Below are 15,664 nucleotides of genomic sequence, written 5' to 3'. Positions count from 1 at the left end.
AACGATGTAGGGGCGTTGCCGAGTGCTGGCGGATCATCAGGATGCCACCTTCTTCAGCAGGTTTTCCAGACGGTTGCCGGCAGCCCGGTGGTGGAGGATGGCAAAGGCCTTTTCCGCCACCAGGCTGCCGCCTTCCAGCGGTGGCAGGCCACCGCTGTAGATGTTCGAGATCACGGTGTATTCGTAGCGAATGTCCGGATTGCCGCTGAACTGGGCGGCGGCGCGGCGGGCCTGGTCGTCCGGCAGGCGGTAGCCCAGGTAGGCGGACATGCTGCGCGAGGCCAGGGCATCGCCGCCGGGACGCTCGCCGATCAGCACGATGATCAGTTGCGGTTGCAGGGCTTCGCCCACCGACTCTGCCAGCTTGACCCGGCCATAGGGCGCGAGGATCGGCTGGCCGATGCGCAGCTCGCGACTCTGCAGACCGTCCATCAGCACCGGCAGCAGCTCGGGAATGTTGTGGTGGATGGCTTCGGCGCTGAGGCCGTCGGAAATCACGATCTGCACGTCGTTGTATTCCGGTTGCAGGCGCCGCAGCACCTCCTCGGTCAGCCGCGCGCCCAACTCCGGGTCCTGCAGGTGGGCCAGCTTGTCCGGGGCGGCGGTGCGCAGTTCCCGCAGGGGAATGGCGCCGATTTCGGCAGGGCGCAGGTCGACGTAGATCGCCTCTCGGGCCACCGCGAGGTTGGCGCGCACGGTCCGCGACACCGCGTTGGCCGGGCGTGGGCCGGCGTTGTCAAAGCCGTAGGTGGCCGGGGTGGATTCGAGCAGGCGCTGGAAGTCGATGTCCGACTCACAGAAGATTCGCGGGTTGCCCCAGTTCGGTCCGCGTTCCACGTTGCCGTGGGCGTCCTCCTGGAAAATCCCCTTGCCCAGGGCCCAGCGCAGGTATTCCGGGGCCGGCGCCAGGTCGTGGACTTCGCGCAGGGTCTGGTTGTCGTGGGCGCTGGTGTCGAAGTAGGCGAGCATGCGGTCGGTGCTCAGGTACACGTCCATGAAGAAGTTGGCGCCGGCGGCGGTCAGCAATTCGGTGGCCATTTGCTGGCCTTCCAGGGTCACCTGGGAGTGCAGGGTGTAGCAGGGCGCCATGCCCATGGGCAGCCCCAGTAGCTTGCCCATGAACTGGTCCTGCAGGCAGGAATAGGTCATCTCGAAGTTGTCGAGGTGGGTTTCCGGGCCGATGAAACCGGTGACGTTGTTCACCATGTACGGCCGATAGCGCCGGGCCAGTCCATAGCACAGGGCTTCGCAGGTGGTCATGTCGATGCCTTCGTGCTTGCCGTAGGTCAGTTCGCTGCCCTGGCCGGTCTCGAAGTACATGAAGTTTTCTGCAACATCGCGCAGCGGGCCGCGCTCGGTCATGGTCTGCCAGGCCTGATCCAGCAACTGCACGGTGACATCGAACTCGTCGGTCAGGGTGCGTTCGGTGCCGGCCAGGCTCTGGAACATGATTTCCACTGGCGCGCCCTGGTCGAGGCAGGCCAGTTGGGTCTTGATGTGGGAGAGCACGCAGATCTGCGTCGGCGCTCCGGTTTCCCTACGCAATTTATCCAGGTGGCGCAGGGTGGCACTGATGTTGTCCACGGTGTCGATGGCCGGGTTAAGGCCGATCAGCGCGTCCCCCGAGCCCATGCTCAGGCCGGTGTAAACCAGCAGCGTGATGCCGCTGAGGTTGTCGGTGGGATGGTTGGGCTGCAGCCGCGACGACAGAGTACCGGGCAGGCCCACCAGGGTCCGGGCCTTGGCCGCCGCGCCGCTCTTGAGCTTTTTCGACAGCAGGATCAGTTCATGCACGTCCAGCAGCTTGGCCAGGGCCGCCACCATGACCCCGGTCAGGGCCGTGCCGATACGGCGTATTTCAGTGCCATGGCTGCGCAGCAGGCGATCTTTCAGGGCGCCCAGGGTCAGGTCGGCGATCTCGCCAAAGACGCTGTGGTCGATGTCGTAGTTGACCTGCATGACGCTGTCGATGCGGCCGTGGCGATCTGTCAGCGGATGCTGGAAGTAGTGATCCAGGGTCAGCTCTGAGAGCACTTTGCGCGCCGCCTCGCGGGTGATTTCATCAGCCGCCGCGAGCCCTGCCACCCGGTCCCCGGCCTTGCTGATGTCGGCGGCGCCGAGCACCGCCTTGAGGCTGGCGAAGCCTATCTCGCGGTCCAGCACCCGGGTGCTGTAGGCCCGTTCGGCAAGCGCTTCGGGAAGGCGGATGTGCTGCAGTGCGGTGAGTGACATGGCAAGACGCTCCTTGGCCGGCATCGGCTCAGTGCACGCCGTAGAAGGCGACGGGCACGATGTGCTGGTGGGGTTTTCCCAGGTTGATGAAGTGTGCCGAACGCTCGCGTACTTCATCGATGACGATCAGGTTGCAAGAACTGCGCCCCCAATCCGTGGCGTAGTTGCCCAGGACCTTGCCGACGTTGCTTTCCAACAGCAGCACCAGCGGCCAGTGCGGGGCGGGTCGTGCTTGCTCCAGGGCGCGGGCCAGGCGTGCGCCCAGCTGTCGGATGTCCTCCAGTCGTGGCGCCTGGCCGTTGTCGAGCAATTGCAGGCAAGCGCCGTCGCAGCTGCTCAGTGCCAGGGCCAGGGCGTCGTCCAGTTGCTGCTCGGTGGCATCCATGGGCAGCCGGGCGACGATGGGCAGGTCCTTGAGCGGCAGCACCTCGGGCTGGGGCAGAAACAGGGTGCTGCCGGAAATCTCGGTGTTGTGCAGGGTCAGGCCGTAGACCGTGGCCCGGCCGCGGTTTTCCGGCACCAGCCGGGTGGCCGCCTGCACCAGTCGCGGGTGGCGGGCAATGGCCAGGGCCAGATCGATGCCCAGATCGCCGTAATAGGTGGTGCCGGGCATGGGTTCGCCTTGCAGGTGGCGATAGAGCAGCTCGCCCACACCGCCGGAAAAAGTCAGGGCCGGGTCGGCATTGCGTGCAGGGAGGATCAGCGGCAGTTGCTCGGTCAGTTGGCCCAGCGGGCTGGCAAAGAAGTGGCGATCACCTTCGGCAATGGCGACCAGGGCATCGATGTACCAATTGACCACCGCCTCCAGCTCGGAACGCTCCAGGACCTGTCCGGGATGCTTGCGGATTGCCAGGTGATCGAGCAGTGCCTGACCGAACTCCGATACGCCGCTGAGACGATAACTGCCCGGCTCGAACTGCAAGTGCCGAGCCCCGATGAAATGGCAGCCGCTGGCCAGGACGTTGCCATCCAGGCCCCAGGCGGCGTTGGTGGTGCCCCCGCCGATATCCAGGTTGAGTATCGGTTGCCGAGCGTGGAAGCGGCTCAGCGCCGAACAACTGCCCATGAAGGCCAGCCAGGACTCCAGCCCGCCGTCGTCGGCGCGCGTGATCAGGGCGTTGCCGATCAATTGGCCGACCAGTTGCGCCAGGGCCTGGGCGTTGTGCCGCCGCGCCGCCAGACCGGTGATGATCACACCACCGGAAAACAGCTGTTGCGGGCTTACGCCGGCCTGTTCGAGCCAGGTTTCGATCAGGGCCCGGATCGCGGCTTCATCGATGACCTGGTCCTTGAACGGGGTGAACACCGGCTCGCCACGAAACAGCACCCGTGGCTCGTTGAGGGCCATGCGTCCGGTGATGCAGTGGCTGCTCAGGCTGGCCTGGGCGATCAGCGCGCTGCTGGTGGTGGACCCGAAGTCCAGCCCCAGCAGCAGTACCGATGCGCCGCCCGTGATGGCTTGCATGCAGGCGTTCCTCGCCGCGCCGCAGTCAGGCGGTGGCCTTCTGGCCGGCAGGTTCCGGCGTGTCCAGCGCGGTGCCGCCCAGGTACTCGCCCGGGGCGATGATCCCCGCGGCCCGATCCTGGGCTTCCAGTTGCAGCGCCTTGGGCACCGACAGCCAGTAGGCCAGGCCGACGGCGACGAAGCCGGCGCAGAGCTTGCCGATCAGTACCGGCAGGATGATGGTGGGCTGGAAGTTGGCAGTGAAGGACAGGTGGTCCCCCAGCAGGAAGGCGGCGCAGACGCCGAAGGCGATATTCACCACCTTGTCCTTGGGCGGCATGAGGCGCACTAGGCGGAACATGGCGAGGATGTTGGCGATGGTCGCCAGCATGCCGGCGCTGCCCACCGCGCTGAGGCCGATCTTGCCGCCGAGGTTCTCCAGGGGTTTGCCCAGGTACTTGCGCAGCAGGTAGACCATGGGGAAGGCACCGGCCAGCATGATGCCGATGTAGCCGGCGGTTTCCAGGGCGCGGGTCTGGTCCTGGGCGTCGGCGATGATCGGGTGGAAGCCCCAGCCGCCAAATACCGCGGAGAAGACCCCGGTGAAGTATTCGACGATGGAGAACACCAGCACCAGCTTGATGGCCGCGTCCATGGCGCGGCCGAAGATGATGAAACCCTTGATCATCATGTCCGGCAAAAAGCGCAGGCCCAGGGCCAGGGCCACGACGAAGATCAGGATCGGCAGCAGGTTGGCGAAGATGCTGCCCAGGCCCAGGGCCAGTTGGTAGCTGGCTTCACCGTTGGTGCTCACCAGTTCGCGTACCACCGGGTTGCTGAAGGCCAGGATCAGGCTGGCGATCATCACCCCGACGGGGATGGTGAGGATGCCGGACATGATCCCCAGGGCCATGTACTTGTGGTCGCGCTTGTCGAGCATCGCCAGGCCCATGGGGATCGAGAAGACGATGGTGGCGCCGCCCATGAAGCCGGTGATCAAGGCCATCACCAGGGCTTCCTTGCTGGCGGCCAGGGCCGAGGCCAGCTGATAGCCACCCATGTCCGAGGCGATGATCATGGTCGCCGCCAGGGCCGGATCGGCGCCCAGGGAGTTGAAGAACGGACCGAAGACGGTCTCGATGACCACGGTCAGGTAGGGAATGGAGGCCATGATCCCTGCGGCCGGCACAAAGATGTAGCCGGTGGCATGAATGCCTTCCATGAATTCTTTGCCCAAGCCTCGCTCGCTGTCATAGATGGCGGCGAAGGCACCGATTACGGCGCAGAGCATGATGAGGTAGAGCACGTAGTTGCCGATCTGATCCATTGCGTTTGTCCCTTGTTATTGTTTTTCAAGCAGGGTCTGTGCACGACTGGTTTGGCGCAGAACTTCCGACAGCAGTGTCCCGTCCGGCAAGCCTTCGGCACCGGATCAGAGCAGGTGAACAAGTGCGGCAAGGCCGCCAAAAGGCCTCCCGGCGACCTGGGTCGCCGGGAGGGTCGATCAGAAGAAGCCCAGCGGGTTGATGTCGTAGCTCACCAGCAGGTTCTTGGTCTGCTGGTAGTGGTCGAGCATCATCTTGTGGGTTTCACGGCCAACGCCGGACTTCTTGTAGCCACCGAACGCGGCGTGCGCCGGGTACAGGTGGTAGCAGTTGGTCCAGACGCGGCCGGCCTTGATCCCGCGGCCCATGCGATAGGCGCGGTTGATGTCGCGGGTCCAGACCCCGGCACCCAGGCCGAACTCGGTGTCGTTGGCAATCGCCAGGGCTTCGGCTTCGTCCTTGAAGGTGGTGACGCTGACCACCGGGCCAAAGATTTCTTCCTGGAACACGCGCATTTTGTTGGTGCCCTTGAGCAGGGTCGGCTGGATGTAGTAGCCGCTGGACAGGTCGCCTTCGAGTTTCTCCACCTTGCCGCCGGTGAGCAGCTGCGCGCCTTCGTTCTTGGCGATGTCGAGGTAGGAGAGGATCTTGTCGAACTGCTGCTCGGAGGCCTGGGCGCCGACCATGGTGTCGGTGTCCAGCGGATCGCCACGCTTGATCTGCTCGATCTTCTTCATCACCACTTGCATGAATTCGTCGTAGATCGATTCCTGCACCAGGGCACGGGATGGGCAGGTGCAGACTTCACCCTGGTTGAAGAACGCCAGCACCAGGCCTTCGGCGGCCTTTTCGATGAACTTCGGTTCGGCCTGCATGATGTCTTCGAAGAAGATGTTCGGCGACTTGCCGCCCAGTTCCACGGTGGACGGAATGATGTTCTCGGCGGCGCACTTCATGATGTGCGAGCCCACCGGAGTCGAGCCGGTGAAGGCGATCTTGGCGATGCGCTTGCTGGTGGCCAGGGCCTCGCCGGCTTCACGGCCGAAACCTTGCACTACGTTGAGCACGCCCGGTGGCAGCAGGTCGCCGATCACTTCCATCAGTACGGTGATGCCCAGTGGGGTCTGCTCGGCGGGTTTGAGTACCACGCAGTTACCGGCAGCCAGGGCTGGGGCGAGTTTCCAGGCGGCCATCAGGATCGGGAAGTTCCACGGGATGATCTGCCCGACCACGCCCAGGGGTTCATGGATGTGGTAGGCCACGGTGTTGCCGTCGATTTCCGCGGCGCTGCCTTCCTGGGCCCGCAGGCAACCGGCGAAGTAGCGGAAGTGGTCGGCGGCCAGGGGAATGTCGGCGTTCAGGGTCTCGCGTACCGCCTTGCCGTTGTCCCAGGTTTCGGTGATGGCCAGCAGTTCAAGGTTCTGTTCGATGCGGTCGGCGATCTTCAGCAGGATCAGCGAGCGGGCCTGTACCGAGGTGGCGCCCCAAGCGTCGGCGGCGGCATGGGCGGCGTCCAGCGCCTTGTCGATGTCTTCGGCGGTGGAGCGGGGGAATTCGGCAATCGGCTGGCCATTGACCGGCGAGGTGTTGGTGAAGTACTGGCCTTTGACTGGCGCAACGAATTCGCCGCCGATGTAGTTACCGTACTTGCTCTTGAACGAAACGATAGCGCCTTCAGTACCGGGGTGTGCGTAACGCATGGTGGGTATCTCCTGGCTTTTATGCTTATGGGGGAGGACGCGCTATAGCGCATACCAAGCGTAGAGCAAAGGTCGGGCCAGTGGGGTGCAGGCCATATGAATCAAGGGTTTGCGGATGTTTCGAAGCGGTGCCAACGGCAGCGTGTGACGAATCTGGTACGGCACCGAGTGACAGTTTGTAACCTGGATGGCACAAGCTGTGACTCATGGGTCAAGCCGGCATTGCAATGAAACAGCGGCTGGAGGATGCTGGTTCGCGTGTCGAATCTTGTCGGATAGATCTGATGGTCTGTCCTTCTTTACAGGGCCGATTGCGGCCGGCAGCGGCGCCAGTGTTCCGTCTGAGCGTGACAGCGCATCAGGAGAATAATAAGAAATGCACAGTAGTAATCATCTGAGTCGACATGCCCAGCAGGTGCTGACGGTGGCCCAGGGTAAAGCCCATTTGCAGGGCCCCGGCAGCGACCCCTCCATTGCTCGCTCCTGGCTGCGCTGCCTTGAGGACTATCACCTTGATCCGGCCCAGGCCATGGCTCCCACAGTGCTGGAGCATGGTCGCCTGCTGGAAAGTCGCGAACGCCTGCAGGATGTGCTGCAAATAGCCGGCACCGAGATGGCCAACCTGCACCAGCAGTTGTCCGGCGCGGGCCATGCCGTGCTGCTGACCGATGCCCGGGGGGTGATCCTCAACTGCATCACCGCCCCTAGCGAGCGCAAGATTTTCGAGCATGCCGGTCTCTGGCTGGGCGCCGACTGGAGCGAGGCCCGGGAAGGCACCAACGGCATTGGCACCTGCCTGGTGGAGCGCCAGTCGCTGACCATTCACCAGGGCGAGCACTTCCGTGGCCGGCACACTGGCCTGACCTGCTCGGCGAGCCCGGTGTTCGATCCCCATGGCGAATTGCTGGCGGTGCTGGATGTGTCCTCGGCGCGTCAGGACGTTTCCCGGCAGAGTCAGTTTCACACCATGGCCTTGGTCAATCTCTCGGCGAAAATGATCGAGAGCTGCTATTTCCTGCGTTATTTCGAGAACCAGTGGCTGCTGCGCTTTCATCTACAGGCGGAGTCTGTGGGGCTGTTCAGTGAGGGCTTGCTGGCGTTTGACGGCGAAGGGCGAATCTGTGCGGTGAACCAGAGCGCCCTGAACCTGCTGGGACATATTCGCGGTGGCTTGCTGGGTAAACCGGTGGACAGCTTTTTCGACTGTTCCCTGGATGAATTGCTCAGTCGCGCCAGCATCAATGCCAGCGCCAGTTGGCCCTTGCGTACTCGGGATGGGCGGCGTCTGTTTGCCTTGTTGCGCGGTCAGCCGCACCCGGTATCGCAACCTGCACCGCGGGTGCCGGCTGGTGTTACGCCGCCGCGCACTTCAAGCATCTGCCTTGGGGATGAAGGGCTGCAGAATGATTTTCGCCGGGCCTCGCGGGTGTTCGAGCGTGATGTGCCGCTGTTGATCAATGGTGAAACCGGCTCCGGCAAGGAGGCTTTCGCCAAGGCCGTGCACCAGGGCAGTGCCCGTTCGGATAAAACCTTTGTCGCCCTCAATTGCGCGGCGATTCCGGAGAGCCTGATCGAGAGCGAACTCTTCGGTTATCGCGGCGGCAGCTTTACCGGGGCGCGCAAGGAGGGCATGCGCGGCAAGTTGCAGCAGGCCGATGGCGGCACCTTGTTCCTCGATGAAATCGGCGATATGCCCCTGGCCCTGCAGACGCGTTTGCTGCGGGTGTTGGAAGATCGCCTGGTGGTGCCGATTGGCGGTGAGCCGCAATCGGTCAACGTGCGGATCATCAGCGCCACCCACCGGGATCTGCTGGAGCGGGTACGCGACGGCAGTTTCCGTGAGGATCTGTATTACCGGCTCAATGGTCTTGAGATCGCGCTGCCGGCCCTGCGTGAGCGCAGCGACAAATCCCAGTTGCTGGACTTTCTCCTGGCCGAAGAAGCGGGCGGGCAACCGGTGGTGCTGGACGAAGCGGCGCGTCAGAGCCTGTTGAGTTATTCCTGGCCGGGAAACGTGCGGCAATTGCGCAACGTCCTGCGAACCCTGGCGGCCTTGTGTGAAAACGGCCGCATTGGTCTGGAAGACCTGCCGCCGCTGATCCGCAACAGCCGCCCGGCGCCGGTTTCCGAGCCGGTTGCCGAAGCGCAGGAGCGCCCCCTGGAGGACGCCGAGCGGGTTGCGCTACTGGCAGCCCTGGAGCAACAGCGCTGGCACATGACCCATACCGCCGAACAGCTGGGGGTCAGCCGCAATACCCTCTATAGAAAGCTGCGCAAACACGGTATTGCGCGTTAAAACGCACCTGTGACTGCCGGTACAGGGCCGCTTGCCTTGTGCCAGCGGCGGCAAACGCAACAGCCTCCCGGTCAGCTAATGGGTGCGATTTGCAGCCCTCTAGGCTAACCTGCGCCGATGTTTTATGAGGTCGACTATGCACATCCATATTCTCGGTATCTGCGGCACTTTCATGGGCTCGATGGCGGTTCTGGCTAAAGAACTGGGCCATCACGTCACCGGCTCCGACGCTAACGTCTATCCCCCCATGAGCACCCAGCTGCAAGCCCAGGGCATCGAGCTGACTCAAGGCTATGACCCGGCCCAGCTGGACCCGGCTCCGGATCTGGTGGTGATCGGCAATGCCATGTCCCGGGGCAACCCGGCCGTGGAGTATGTGCTGAACAAAGGCCTGCCCTATGTTTCCGGCCCGCAGTGGTTGGCGGACCATGTCCTGCAAGGGCGCTGGGTCCTGGCTGTTGCCGGCACCCACGGCAAGACCACCACCAGCAGCATGCTGGCCTGGGTACTGGAGCATGCCGGCATGAGCCCGGGCTTCCTGATCGGTGGGGTGCCGCAGAATTTCGCCGTTTCGGCCCGCCTGGGCGGCACACCGTTCTTCGTGATCGAGGCCGATGAGTACGACAGCGCGTTCTTCGACAAGCGCTCGAAGTTTGTCCACTACCGCCCGCGCACGGCGATCCTCAATAACCTTGAGTTTGACCATGCGGACATCTTCCCTGACCTGGCAGCCATCGAGCGGCAGTTCCACCATCTGGTGCGGACCATCCCCAGCGAAGGCCTGGTGATTCATCCCACCACCGAACCGGCCTTGCAGCGGGTCATCGAGATGGGCTGCTGGACGCCGGTGCAGACCACCGGTGCCGGTGGTCAGTGGCAGGTCAAGTTGCTCAGTGCCGACGGTTCTGCCTTTGAAGTGATGTTCGAGGGGGTGAGCCAGGGCGTGGTGGAGTGGGAACTGACCGGGCAGCACAACGTGGCCAATGCCCTGGCGACGCTGGCCGCTGCTCGTCATGTTGGCGTGGTGCCGTCGATGGGCATTGCTGGCCTGAGTGCGTTCAAGAGCGTGAAGCGCCGCATGGAGAAGGTCGCCGAAGTGCATGGCGTGACCATCTACGATGACTTCGCCCACCACCCGACGGCCATCGCCACCACCCTGGACGGCCTGCGCAAGCGGGTCGGCGACGCACCGGTGATTGCCATCATCGAGCCGCGCTCCAACTCCATGAAGCTTGGCGCCCACCGTGATGGGCTGCCGGAAAGCGTCAACCAGGCCGATCAGGTGATCTGGTACGCACCGGCCAACCTGGGCTGGGACCTGGCGGCAACGGCGGCCTTGTGTTCGGTGCCATCGATTGTCAGCGACTCTCTGGAAGGCATCATCGAACGGGTGAAAAGCCAGGCCAAGCCGGGCACCCAGGTGGTGATCATGAGTAACGGCGGCTTCGGCGGCCTGCACGGCAAACTGGCCGAGGCACTGCAATGAGCAACGGCCCGGAACGCATCACCCTGGCCATGACCGGTGCCTCGGGCGCCCAGTACGGTTTGCGCCTGCTGGATTGCCTGGTGCGTGAGGATCGGGAAGTGCACTTCCTGATCTCAAAGGCTGCGCAGTTGGTCATGGCCACGGAAACCGATGTGACCCTGCCGCCCAAGCCGCAGATGATGCAGGCCTTTCTCACCGAGTACACCGGTGCGGCGGCGGGGCAGATCCGGGTGTACGGCAAGGAAGACTGGATGTCGCCGGTAGCCTCGGGTTCCGGCTCGCCGGCGGCGATGGTGGTGGTGCCTTGCTCCACCGGCACCTTGTCGGCGATTGCTACCGGGGCTTGCAACAACCTGATCGAACGGGCTGCGGACGTGACCCTCAAGGAGCGCCGGCAGTTGATTCTGGTGCCTCGCGAGGCTCCCTACTCCAGCATTCATCTGGAGCACATGCTCAAGTTGTCGAATATGGGCGTGACTATCCTGCCGGCCTCGCCGGGTTTCTATCATCAGCCGCAGACCATCGATGACCTGGTGGACTTCGTCGTGGCGCGGATTCTCAATCTGCTGAACATTCCCCAGGACATGTTGCCGCGCTGGGGCGAACATCATTTGAGCAGCGATGAATAAATCCCTGCTGATGCTGCTGGCTGCCCTGCAGCTGGGGGGCTGTGCCACGGTCCGTACCTTGAACGCCGCACAACCTGGGGCACCGGTGGTGTATTCGGGGACGCGCCTGGATCTTTATGCCATGCAGGGTGGTTGCTGTGCCATGGACCGCTTTGGCGCCGAGGCACCGAGCTATCCGGGAGTAGACCTGCCGGCCAGTGCCCTGCTCGATACGCTGTTGCTGCCGTTGTCGGTGCTGACAGTGTTGGGGGTGGGGTTTCAGGCAACGGGTGGGTTGTAGGGTTCGTCGGCAAGCCGGCTCCTGCAGCTATGTGCAGGAACCGGCTTGCCGGCGGGTGCTTCATTTACCTAGCTTGCGCAACTCATCGGATTCGACGACCCGAGTGCCGCTTTGCTCTTCCAGGGCCAACCGCCACATGGCGCGTGCCAACTGGCAGGCTTCGATGCCGTGGTACTTGCCCGGGATAAGTCGCGACAACGGGCCGGCCAGTTGTTCGGTCAGGCGCGGTTCGATCCGGTCTCCCAGCAGCAGTGACGGCCGGCAAATGGTCAGCTGTGGCCAGCCCTGCTGTTTAAGGGCCTCTTCCATTTCACCTTTGACCCGGTTGTAGAAAATCGATGACTTGGGGTCGGCGCCCAGGGCGCTGACCACTATCAGGTGCCGCGCGCCCATTTCCAGGGCGCGTTTGCCGAAGGCCACCACCATGTCCAGGTCCACGGCGCGAAAGGCCGCTTCGGAACCCGCCTGCTTGATGGTGGTGCCCAGGCAGCAGAAGGCGATCTCCACCTTGCCGCTTAGTTGCGGCAGAAACACCGCCGGATCGCCGACGGGGTTCTCCAGGCGTGGGTGCTTGCTTAGCGGGCGTCTGCTGGGTGCCAGAACACGAATGATGGTGGGCTCGTTGAGCAGGCGATCGAGTAGATGCTCTCCGGTTAGTCCGGAGGCGCCGGCGAGCAGGATATGCTGAGGCGTCAAGTACATAGTCATTCCCCCTTGATACTGTTTCAGCTTAGTTGCTCTGTGCTTCCTTGCTGCCTATAGAGACACTTTGCAGCGCTTTTCGTGCCTGCTGTTTGCGCAATTGTTGCCAATGCGCGATGACGCCTTTGGGGGCCCAGATCTGTGGTTCTGACGCTTCGAAACCATCGGCCTGTTCACGTTCGGCCACTGTGGCCCGGGCCAGCTTGAAGGCGTGCTCCAGGTCATCGGTCTGGTTCAGTGCCTGGGCGAATAAAGCATCGCCGAAGTAGGTGAAGTCGGCTTCTTCGGAACAGCCGAAAGACACCCGGTCGGCCTGGGAGGCGGTCATGATCAGGGTTCGTTCGTCCTTGAGCGCAGGGATGAAACCGCCCGAGTAGCAGGACGAGATGACGATGATCTTGTCGCGGTTTTTCAGGGGGGCCAAGGCAATGGCCAGTTCATCGGCTGGTAGGTCGGTCAACTCCATGCGCGGCTGATCCAGCACCAGTTCGTGCTCGCTGGTGCCATGGCTGGTGAGGTAGATGAACACCAGGTCCTCGGGGCCGCTGCGTTCGGCCAGGGTCTTTGCGGCGCGGCGCAGGTTCTCCCGGGTGGCCATGGGCCGGTTCATCAGGTGGTCCCGGTGGTTGACCAGGCGGATCTGACCGTGGGCGCCGAAGCGGCTCGCGAGCATGTTGCTGACGTAGTCGGCTTCGCGCAGGAAGACACTCTGCTTGCCGTCGCCGGCCAGGGTCAGGCTATAGAGTTCGATGGTTGGGCTTGAGGCAGGCACCGCATCGAGGGCCTCCTTGAGCAGGCGACCCTGGACCAGCAGAGCAGTTTCCAATGGGTCCGGCAGTAGTTTGCCGTCGGCGTCGCGAACCCGCATGCCATTGCTCCAGACACCGCTTTGCACGCTGCCATCGCGCAGCACCAGCACACCGTGGCCCTGGTAGTTGTCGCTGTCGAAGCCGCCGATGTAGAAGCTGCCGTCACTGAGGTTCAGTCGTCCTTCGCCGCTGAAGCGCCAGTCGCTGAAGGTGCCGACATAATGGCTGCCATCGGCGCCGATCAGCTCGCCCTTGCCACCCAGGGCACCTTCCTTGAACTGGCCGATCCAGACGTCGCCGTCGGAGTTTTCGTAGCGGCCCTTGCCATTGAGCTGGTTGTGTTTGAAACCACCGACATAAATGTCGCCTTCGGCGCTGTTGAAGGTGCCGTTGCCTTCCAGTTGGCCGTTGACGAAGTTGCCGCTGAACTGGTTGCCGCTGGCATCGCTGCGCTGGCCTTCGCCATTGGGCTTGCCCTTGGCGAATTGCCCCTGGAACTGGCTGCCGTCCTCCAGTTCCAGGCGGCCCAGGCCCGAGTACAGGTCGGCCTTGAACTCGCCGCGATAGGTCATGCCGTCTTCTTTTAGGGTGCCTTCGCCGTCCCGGCGGCCTAGTTTGAAGCCGCCGCTGTAGCTGCTGTCCTTGGTGGTCAGGGTGCCTTGTCCGTGGAACAGCCCTTGCTGGAACTGGCCGCGATAGACCTCGCCATTGCTGCCATGCCATTCGCCCTGGCCATGCCATTGGCCCTTGTCGAACTGGCCGGCGTACCAGCTGCCGTTGGGGTAGTCGATGCGTCCCTGTCCCTGGAGCAGGCCATTGACCAGGTCGCCGCGATAGCGCCCGCCGTCGGGCAGTCGGGCATCGGGCGGCAACAGCGATTCGCCGTCTCCGCAAGCGCTGAGCAAGAGAGTCAAGACCAGGGGTACAAGTGGGCGCATAACGGGTTCCGGATAATTAGGGGACCGAGTATGCCGCAGCGGTGTGACTTATATATAGAGAGGTTGAGCGAAACAGCATGAGCTGTTTCGCATCAGGGACATTTCAGACGAAGCAGAGCGAAAGAGGCTCAGCGATATAGGCAGGTTTTTCCTCGCCGTCGATTTCCAGGGTGGCCGTGGCCTTGAGCAGCCATTGGCCGGGCTTCTTCTCGGTGACGTCGGTCAGTTCGACCTTGAGACGCACCTTGGAGTCGACTTTCACCGGCTGGATGAAGCGCACGCTGTCCAGACCATAGTTGACCACCATCTTCAGGCCCTCGGGCAGCACGAGTATGTCTTCCATCAGTTTGGGGATCAGCGACAGGGTCAGGAACCCGTGGGCGATGGTGGTGCCGAACGGGGTTTTCGCTGCCTTGACCGGGTCCACGTGAATGAACTGGAAGTCGCCAGTGGCTTCGGCGAACAGGTTGATACGCTCCTGGTCAATGGTGAGCCACGCGGAACGTCCGAGTTCCTTCCCGACATAATCTTTGAGCTCTGCAACAGGAACATAGGGCATTGAGACTCTCCTTGGTTCAACGAATTTTTAGTATTCGACCCAGTGCTTTGTGGTCTGAAGTATCCACTTTAGATCATCATGGCGATCCTTCCCGGTAAACATCCATGCTTTTGGCGAATGCCGGTTCATAGCGCCTGCGTGCTTATAATGCGCCACGGGATCTGGCTGGAGAGGCGGTATGTTGTTACGCGGTTTGACATGGCTGGTGCTGTTCCAATTGCTCGGCACGGCGCTCAATCATCTGCTGTTGCCCGTACTTCCCGGGCCGATCATCGGCCTGTTGTTGCTGCTGGTTTTTCTGGTGGTGCGCGGCGAAGTGGGCGAGCCGTTGAACCTGGCAGCCAGCAGTTTGCTGCGTTACCTGCCGCTGTTACTGGTGCCGCCTGCTGTCGGGGTCATGATCTACGCCCGGGATATCGCCGCGGACTTCTGGGCGATCAGCGGTGCGCTGGTGCTCTCGCTGGTGATCTCCATGGCCTTTGTCGGTGTGCTGATGCAGCGCCTGGTCAAGCGCCAGTCCCGCCGGGAGGACAATCAATGAATGTCGATTGGCAGGGCGCCTGGGCGGCGGTGATTCACCATCCGCTGTTCGGCATCGGCATCACCCTGGGCGCCTACCAACTGGTGTTGGCGGCCTTTGAGAAAACTCGTTGGATGTTCCTGCAACCGGTACTGGTGTCCATGCTGCTGGTGATCGGTGTGCTGCTTGGCTGTGGTTTGAGTTATGCGGAGTACCGCAAGAGCACCGAGATTCTGAGCATTCTGCTGGGCCCGGCCACTGTCGCCCTGGCGGTGCCCCTGTACCTCAACTTGCGGCGCATCCGCCAATTGTTCTGGCCGATATTGACTACGCTGGTGGTGGGTGGAGTGCTGGCCACTAGCCTGGGGGTACTGCTGGGGTGGTGGTTCGGTGCTGAGCACATGATCCTCATGACCATGGCACCCAAGTCGGTGACTTCGCCGATCGCCATGCTGGTGGCCGAGCAGATTGGTGGCGTCGCGGCTCTGGCGGCGGTGTTCGTGCTGATTACCGGGGTGATCGGGGCGATCTTCGGCCCGAGTATCCTCGACCGCCTGGGCGTTCATGGGCCTGAGGCGCGAGGCATGGCCCTGGGCATGACCGCCCATGCGGTGGGCACTTCGGTGGCCTTGCAGGAGAGTGAGGAGTGCGGCGCCTTTGCGGCGCTGGCCATGAGTCTGATGGGCGTGGCCACGGCGGTACTGCTGCCGTTGGCGGTGTCTTTGCTGGTTTAAGGATGGGTGT

At 63.0% G+C, this 15,664-nt stretch carries 13 protein-coding genes; 6 read left to right on the top strand and 7 right to left on the bottom strand.

All coding sequences use genetic code 11. The features are described from left to right. Nucleotides 1-36 precede the first annotated feature (36 nt). The 4 genes from KHO49_RS12735 to exaC all read right to left on the bottom strand — a co-directional run bounded on the left by KHO49_RS12735 (nucleotide 37) and on the right by exaC (nucleotide 6,701). Nucleotides 37-2,232: an ethanolamine ammonia-lyase gene (locus KHO49_RS12735; RefSeq protein WP_123390328.1), complete on the bottom strand. Its 2,196-nt coding sequence runs from the start codon at nucleotides 2,230-2,232 to the stop codon at nucleotides 37-39. Between the two features lie 28 nt (nucleotides 2,233-2,260). Further along, on the bottom strand, nucleotides 2,261-3,697 hold the full coding sequence (locus KHO49_RS12730) for an ethanolamine ammonia-lyase reactivating factor EutA (protein ID WP_213665089.1): 1,437 nt from the start codon (nucleotides 3,695-3,697) through the stop codon (nucleotides 2,261-2,263). 25 nt (nucleotides 3,698-3,722) lie between these two features. Further along, nucleotides 3,723-5,003 (bottom strand): ethanolamine utilization protein EutH, encoded by a 1,281-nt coding sequence (eutH, locus tag KHO49_RS12725; RefSeq protein ID WP_213665088.1) that lies wholly within the window; start codon nucleotides 5,001-5,003, stop codon nucleotides 3,723-3,725. 177 nt (nucleotides 5,004-5,180) lie between these two features. Then, nucleotides 5,181-6,701, bottom strand: coding sequence for an acetaldehyde dehydrogenase ExaC (gene exaC, locus KHO49_RS12720; protein ID WP_011063687.1), 1,521 nt, complete (start codon nucleotides 6,699-6,701; stop codon nucleotides 5,181-5,183). Nucleotides 6,702-7,077: 376 nt separating this feature from the next. Here exaC and KHO49_RS12715 point away from each other — a divergent pair, with 376 nt between their 5' ends. The 4 genes from KHO49_RS12715 (at nucleotide 7,078) to KHO49_RS12700 (ending at nucleotide 11,392) form a co-directional block, all read left to right on the top strand. After that, nucleotides 7,078-8,997 (top strand): sigma-54-dependent Fis family transcriptional regulator, encoded by a 1,920-nt coding sequence (locus KHO49_RS12715; RefSeq protein WP_123390333.1) that lies wholly within the window; start codon nucleotides 7,078-7,080, stop codon nucleotides 8,995-8,997. Between the two features lie 136 nt (nucleotides 8,998-9,133). Continuing rightward, nucleotides 9,134-10,483 carry a UDP-N-acetylmuramate:L-alanyl-gamma-D-glutamyl-meso-diaminopimelate ligase gene (gene mpl, locus KHO49_RS12710; RefSeq protein ID WP_102882340.1) on the top strand — a complete coding sequence of 450 codons (1,350 nt, stop codon included), beginning with the start codon at nucleotides 9,134-9,136 and terminating at the stop codon, nucleotides 10,481-10,483. Continuing rightward, complete coding sequence (gene ubiX / locus KHO49_RS12705; RefSeq protein ID WP_102865334.1) at nucleotides 10,480-11,112, top strand: flavin prenyltransferase UbiX; 633 nt, start codon at nucleotides 10,480-10,482, stop codon at nucleotides 11,110-11,112. Before mpl ends, ubiX begins: the two co-directional genes overlap by 4 nt. Then, nucleotides 11,105-11,392 carry a YceK/YidQ family lipoprotein gene (locus KHO49_RS12700; RefSeq protein ID WP_102865335.1) on the top strand — a complete coding sequence of 96 codons (288 nt, stop codon included), beginning with the start codon at nucleotides 11,105-11,107 and terminating at the stop codon, nucleotides 11,390-11,392. The genes ubiX and KHO49_RS12700 overlap by 8 nt, the downstream gene beginning before the upstream one ends. A 60-nt stretch (nucleotides 11,393-11,452) precedes the next feature. Here the strand turns inward: KHO49_RS12700 and KHO49_RS12695 are convergent, their stop codons facing one another. The 3 genes from KHO49_RS12695 to KHO49_RS12685 form a co-directional block, all read right to left on the bottom strand. Next, nucleotides 11,453-12,094 (bottom strand): oxidoreductase, encoded by a 642-nt coding sequence (locus KHO49_RS12695; RefSeq protein WP_102865336.1) that lies wholly within the window; start codon nucleotides 12,092-12,094, stop codon nucleotides 11,453-11,455. 28 nt (nucleotides 12,095-12,122) lie between these two features. After that, entirely contained in the window at nucleotides 12,123-13,841 is a 1,719-nt protein-coding gene (locus KHO49_RS12690) for a C13 family peptidase (protein ID WP_213665087.1), read from the bottom strand. A 103-nt stretch (nucleotides 13,842-13,944) separates the two neighbouring features. Next, entirely contained in the window at nucleotides 13,945-14,400 is a 456-nt protein-coding gene (locus tag KHO49_RS12685; protein WP_102865338.1) for a MaoC family dehydratase, read from the bottom strand. Nucleotides 14,401-14,578: 178 nt separating this feature from the next. Between KHO49_RS12685 and KHO49_RS12680 the strand changes: the two genes are divergently transcribed. Both KHO49_RS12680 and KHO49_RS12675 read left to right on the top strand, forming a co-directional pair. Further along, nucleotides 14,579-14,941: a CidA/LrgA family protein gene (locus tag KHO49_RS12680; RefSeq protein WP_213665086.1), complete on the top strand. Its 363-nt coding sequence runs from the start codon at nucleotides 14,579-14,581 to the stop codon at nucleotides 14,939-14,941. Further along, the gene (locus KHO49_RS12675; RefSeq protein ID WP_170002120.1) at nucleotides 14,938-15,654 is read left to right on the top strand and encodes an LrgB family protein; all 717 of its coding nucleotides are present in this window, start codon (nucleotides 14,938-14,940) and stop codon (nucleotides 15,652-15,654) included. Before KHO49_RS12680 ends, KHO49_RS12675 begins: the two co-directional genes overlap by 4 nt. The last annotated feature ends 10 nt before the right edge of the window (nucleotides 15,655-15,664 follow it).

The organism is Pseudomonas sp. RC4D1 (genome assembly GCF_018390395.1).
GTDB classification, from domain to species: Bacteria; Pseudomonadota; Gammaproteobacteria; order Pseudomonadales; family Pseudomonadaceae; genus Aquipseudomonas; species Aquipseudomonas danubii.
Note: the sequence above shows the minus strand (reverse complement) of the source record. Positions and strands in the feature narration are given on the sequence as shown.

Excerpts from the sequence above, each read along its gene's own strand:
- eutH (WP_213665088.1), bottom strand. The coding sequence starts at position 5,003 with ATGGATCAGATCGGCAACTACGTGCTCTACCTCATCATGCTCTGCGCC.
- KHO49_RS12685 (WP_102865338.1), bottom strand. The coding sequence starts at position 14,400 with ATGCCCTATGTTCCTGTTGCAGAGCTCAAAGATTATGTCGGGAAGGAA.
- mpl (WP_102882340.1), top strand. The coding sequence starts at position 9,134 with ATGCACATCCATATTCTCGGTATCTGCGGCACTTTCATGGGCTCGATG.
- KHO49_RS12690 (WP_213665087.1), bottom strand. The coding sequence starts at position 13,841 with ATGCGCCCACTTGTACCCCTGGTCTTGACTCTCTTGCTCAGCGCTTGC.
- KHO49_RS12735 (WP_123390328.1), bottom strand. The coding sequence starts at position 2,232 with ATGTCACTCACCGCACTGCAGCACATCCGCCTTCCCGAAGCGCTTGCC.
- KHO49_RS12675 (WP_170002120.1), top strand. The coding sequence starts at position 14,938 with ATGAATGTCGATTGGCAGGGCGCCTGGGCGGCGGTGATTCACCATCCG.
- KHO49_RS12695 (WP_102865336.1), bottom strand. The coding sequence starts at position 12,094 with ATGTACTTGACGCCTCAGCATATCCTGCTCGCCGGCGCCTCCGGACTA.
- KHO49_RS12715 (WP_123390333.1), top strand. The coding sequence starts at position 7,078 with ATGCACAGTAGTAATCATCTGAGTCGACATGCCCAGCAGGTGCTGACG.
- ubiX (WP_102865334.1), top strand. The coding sequence starts at position 10,480 with ATGAGCAACGGCCCGGAACGCATCACCCTGGCCATGACCGGTGCCTCG.
- KHO49_RS12700 (WP_102865335.1), top strand. The coding sequence starts at position 11,105 with ATGAATAAATCCCTGCTGATGCTGCTGGCTGCCCTGCAGCTGGGGGGC.
- KHO49_RS12680 (WP_213665086.1), top strand. The coding sequence starts at position 14,579 with ATGTTGTTACGCGGTTTGACATGGCTGGTGCTGTTCCAATTGCTCGGC.
- KHO49_RS12730 (WP_213665089.1), bottom strand. The coding sequence starts at position 3,697 with ATGCAAGCCATCACGGGCGGCGCATCGGTACTGCTGCTGGGGCTGGAC.
- exaC (WP_011063687.1), bottom strand. The coding sequence starts at position 6,701 with ATGCGTTACGCACACCCCGGTACTGAAGGCGCTATCGTTTCGTTCAAG.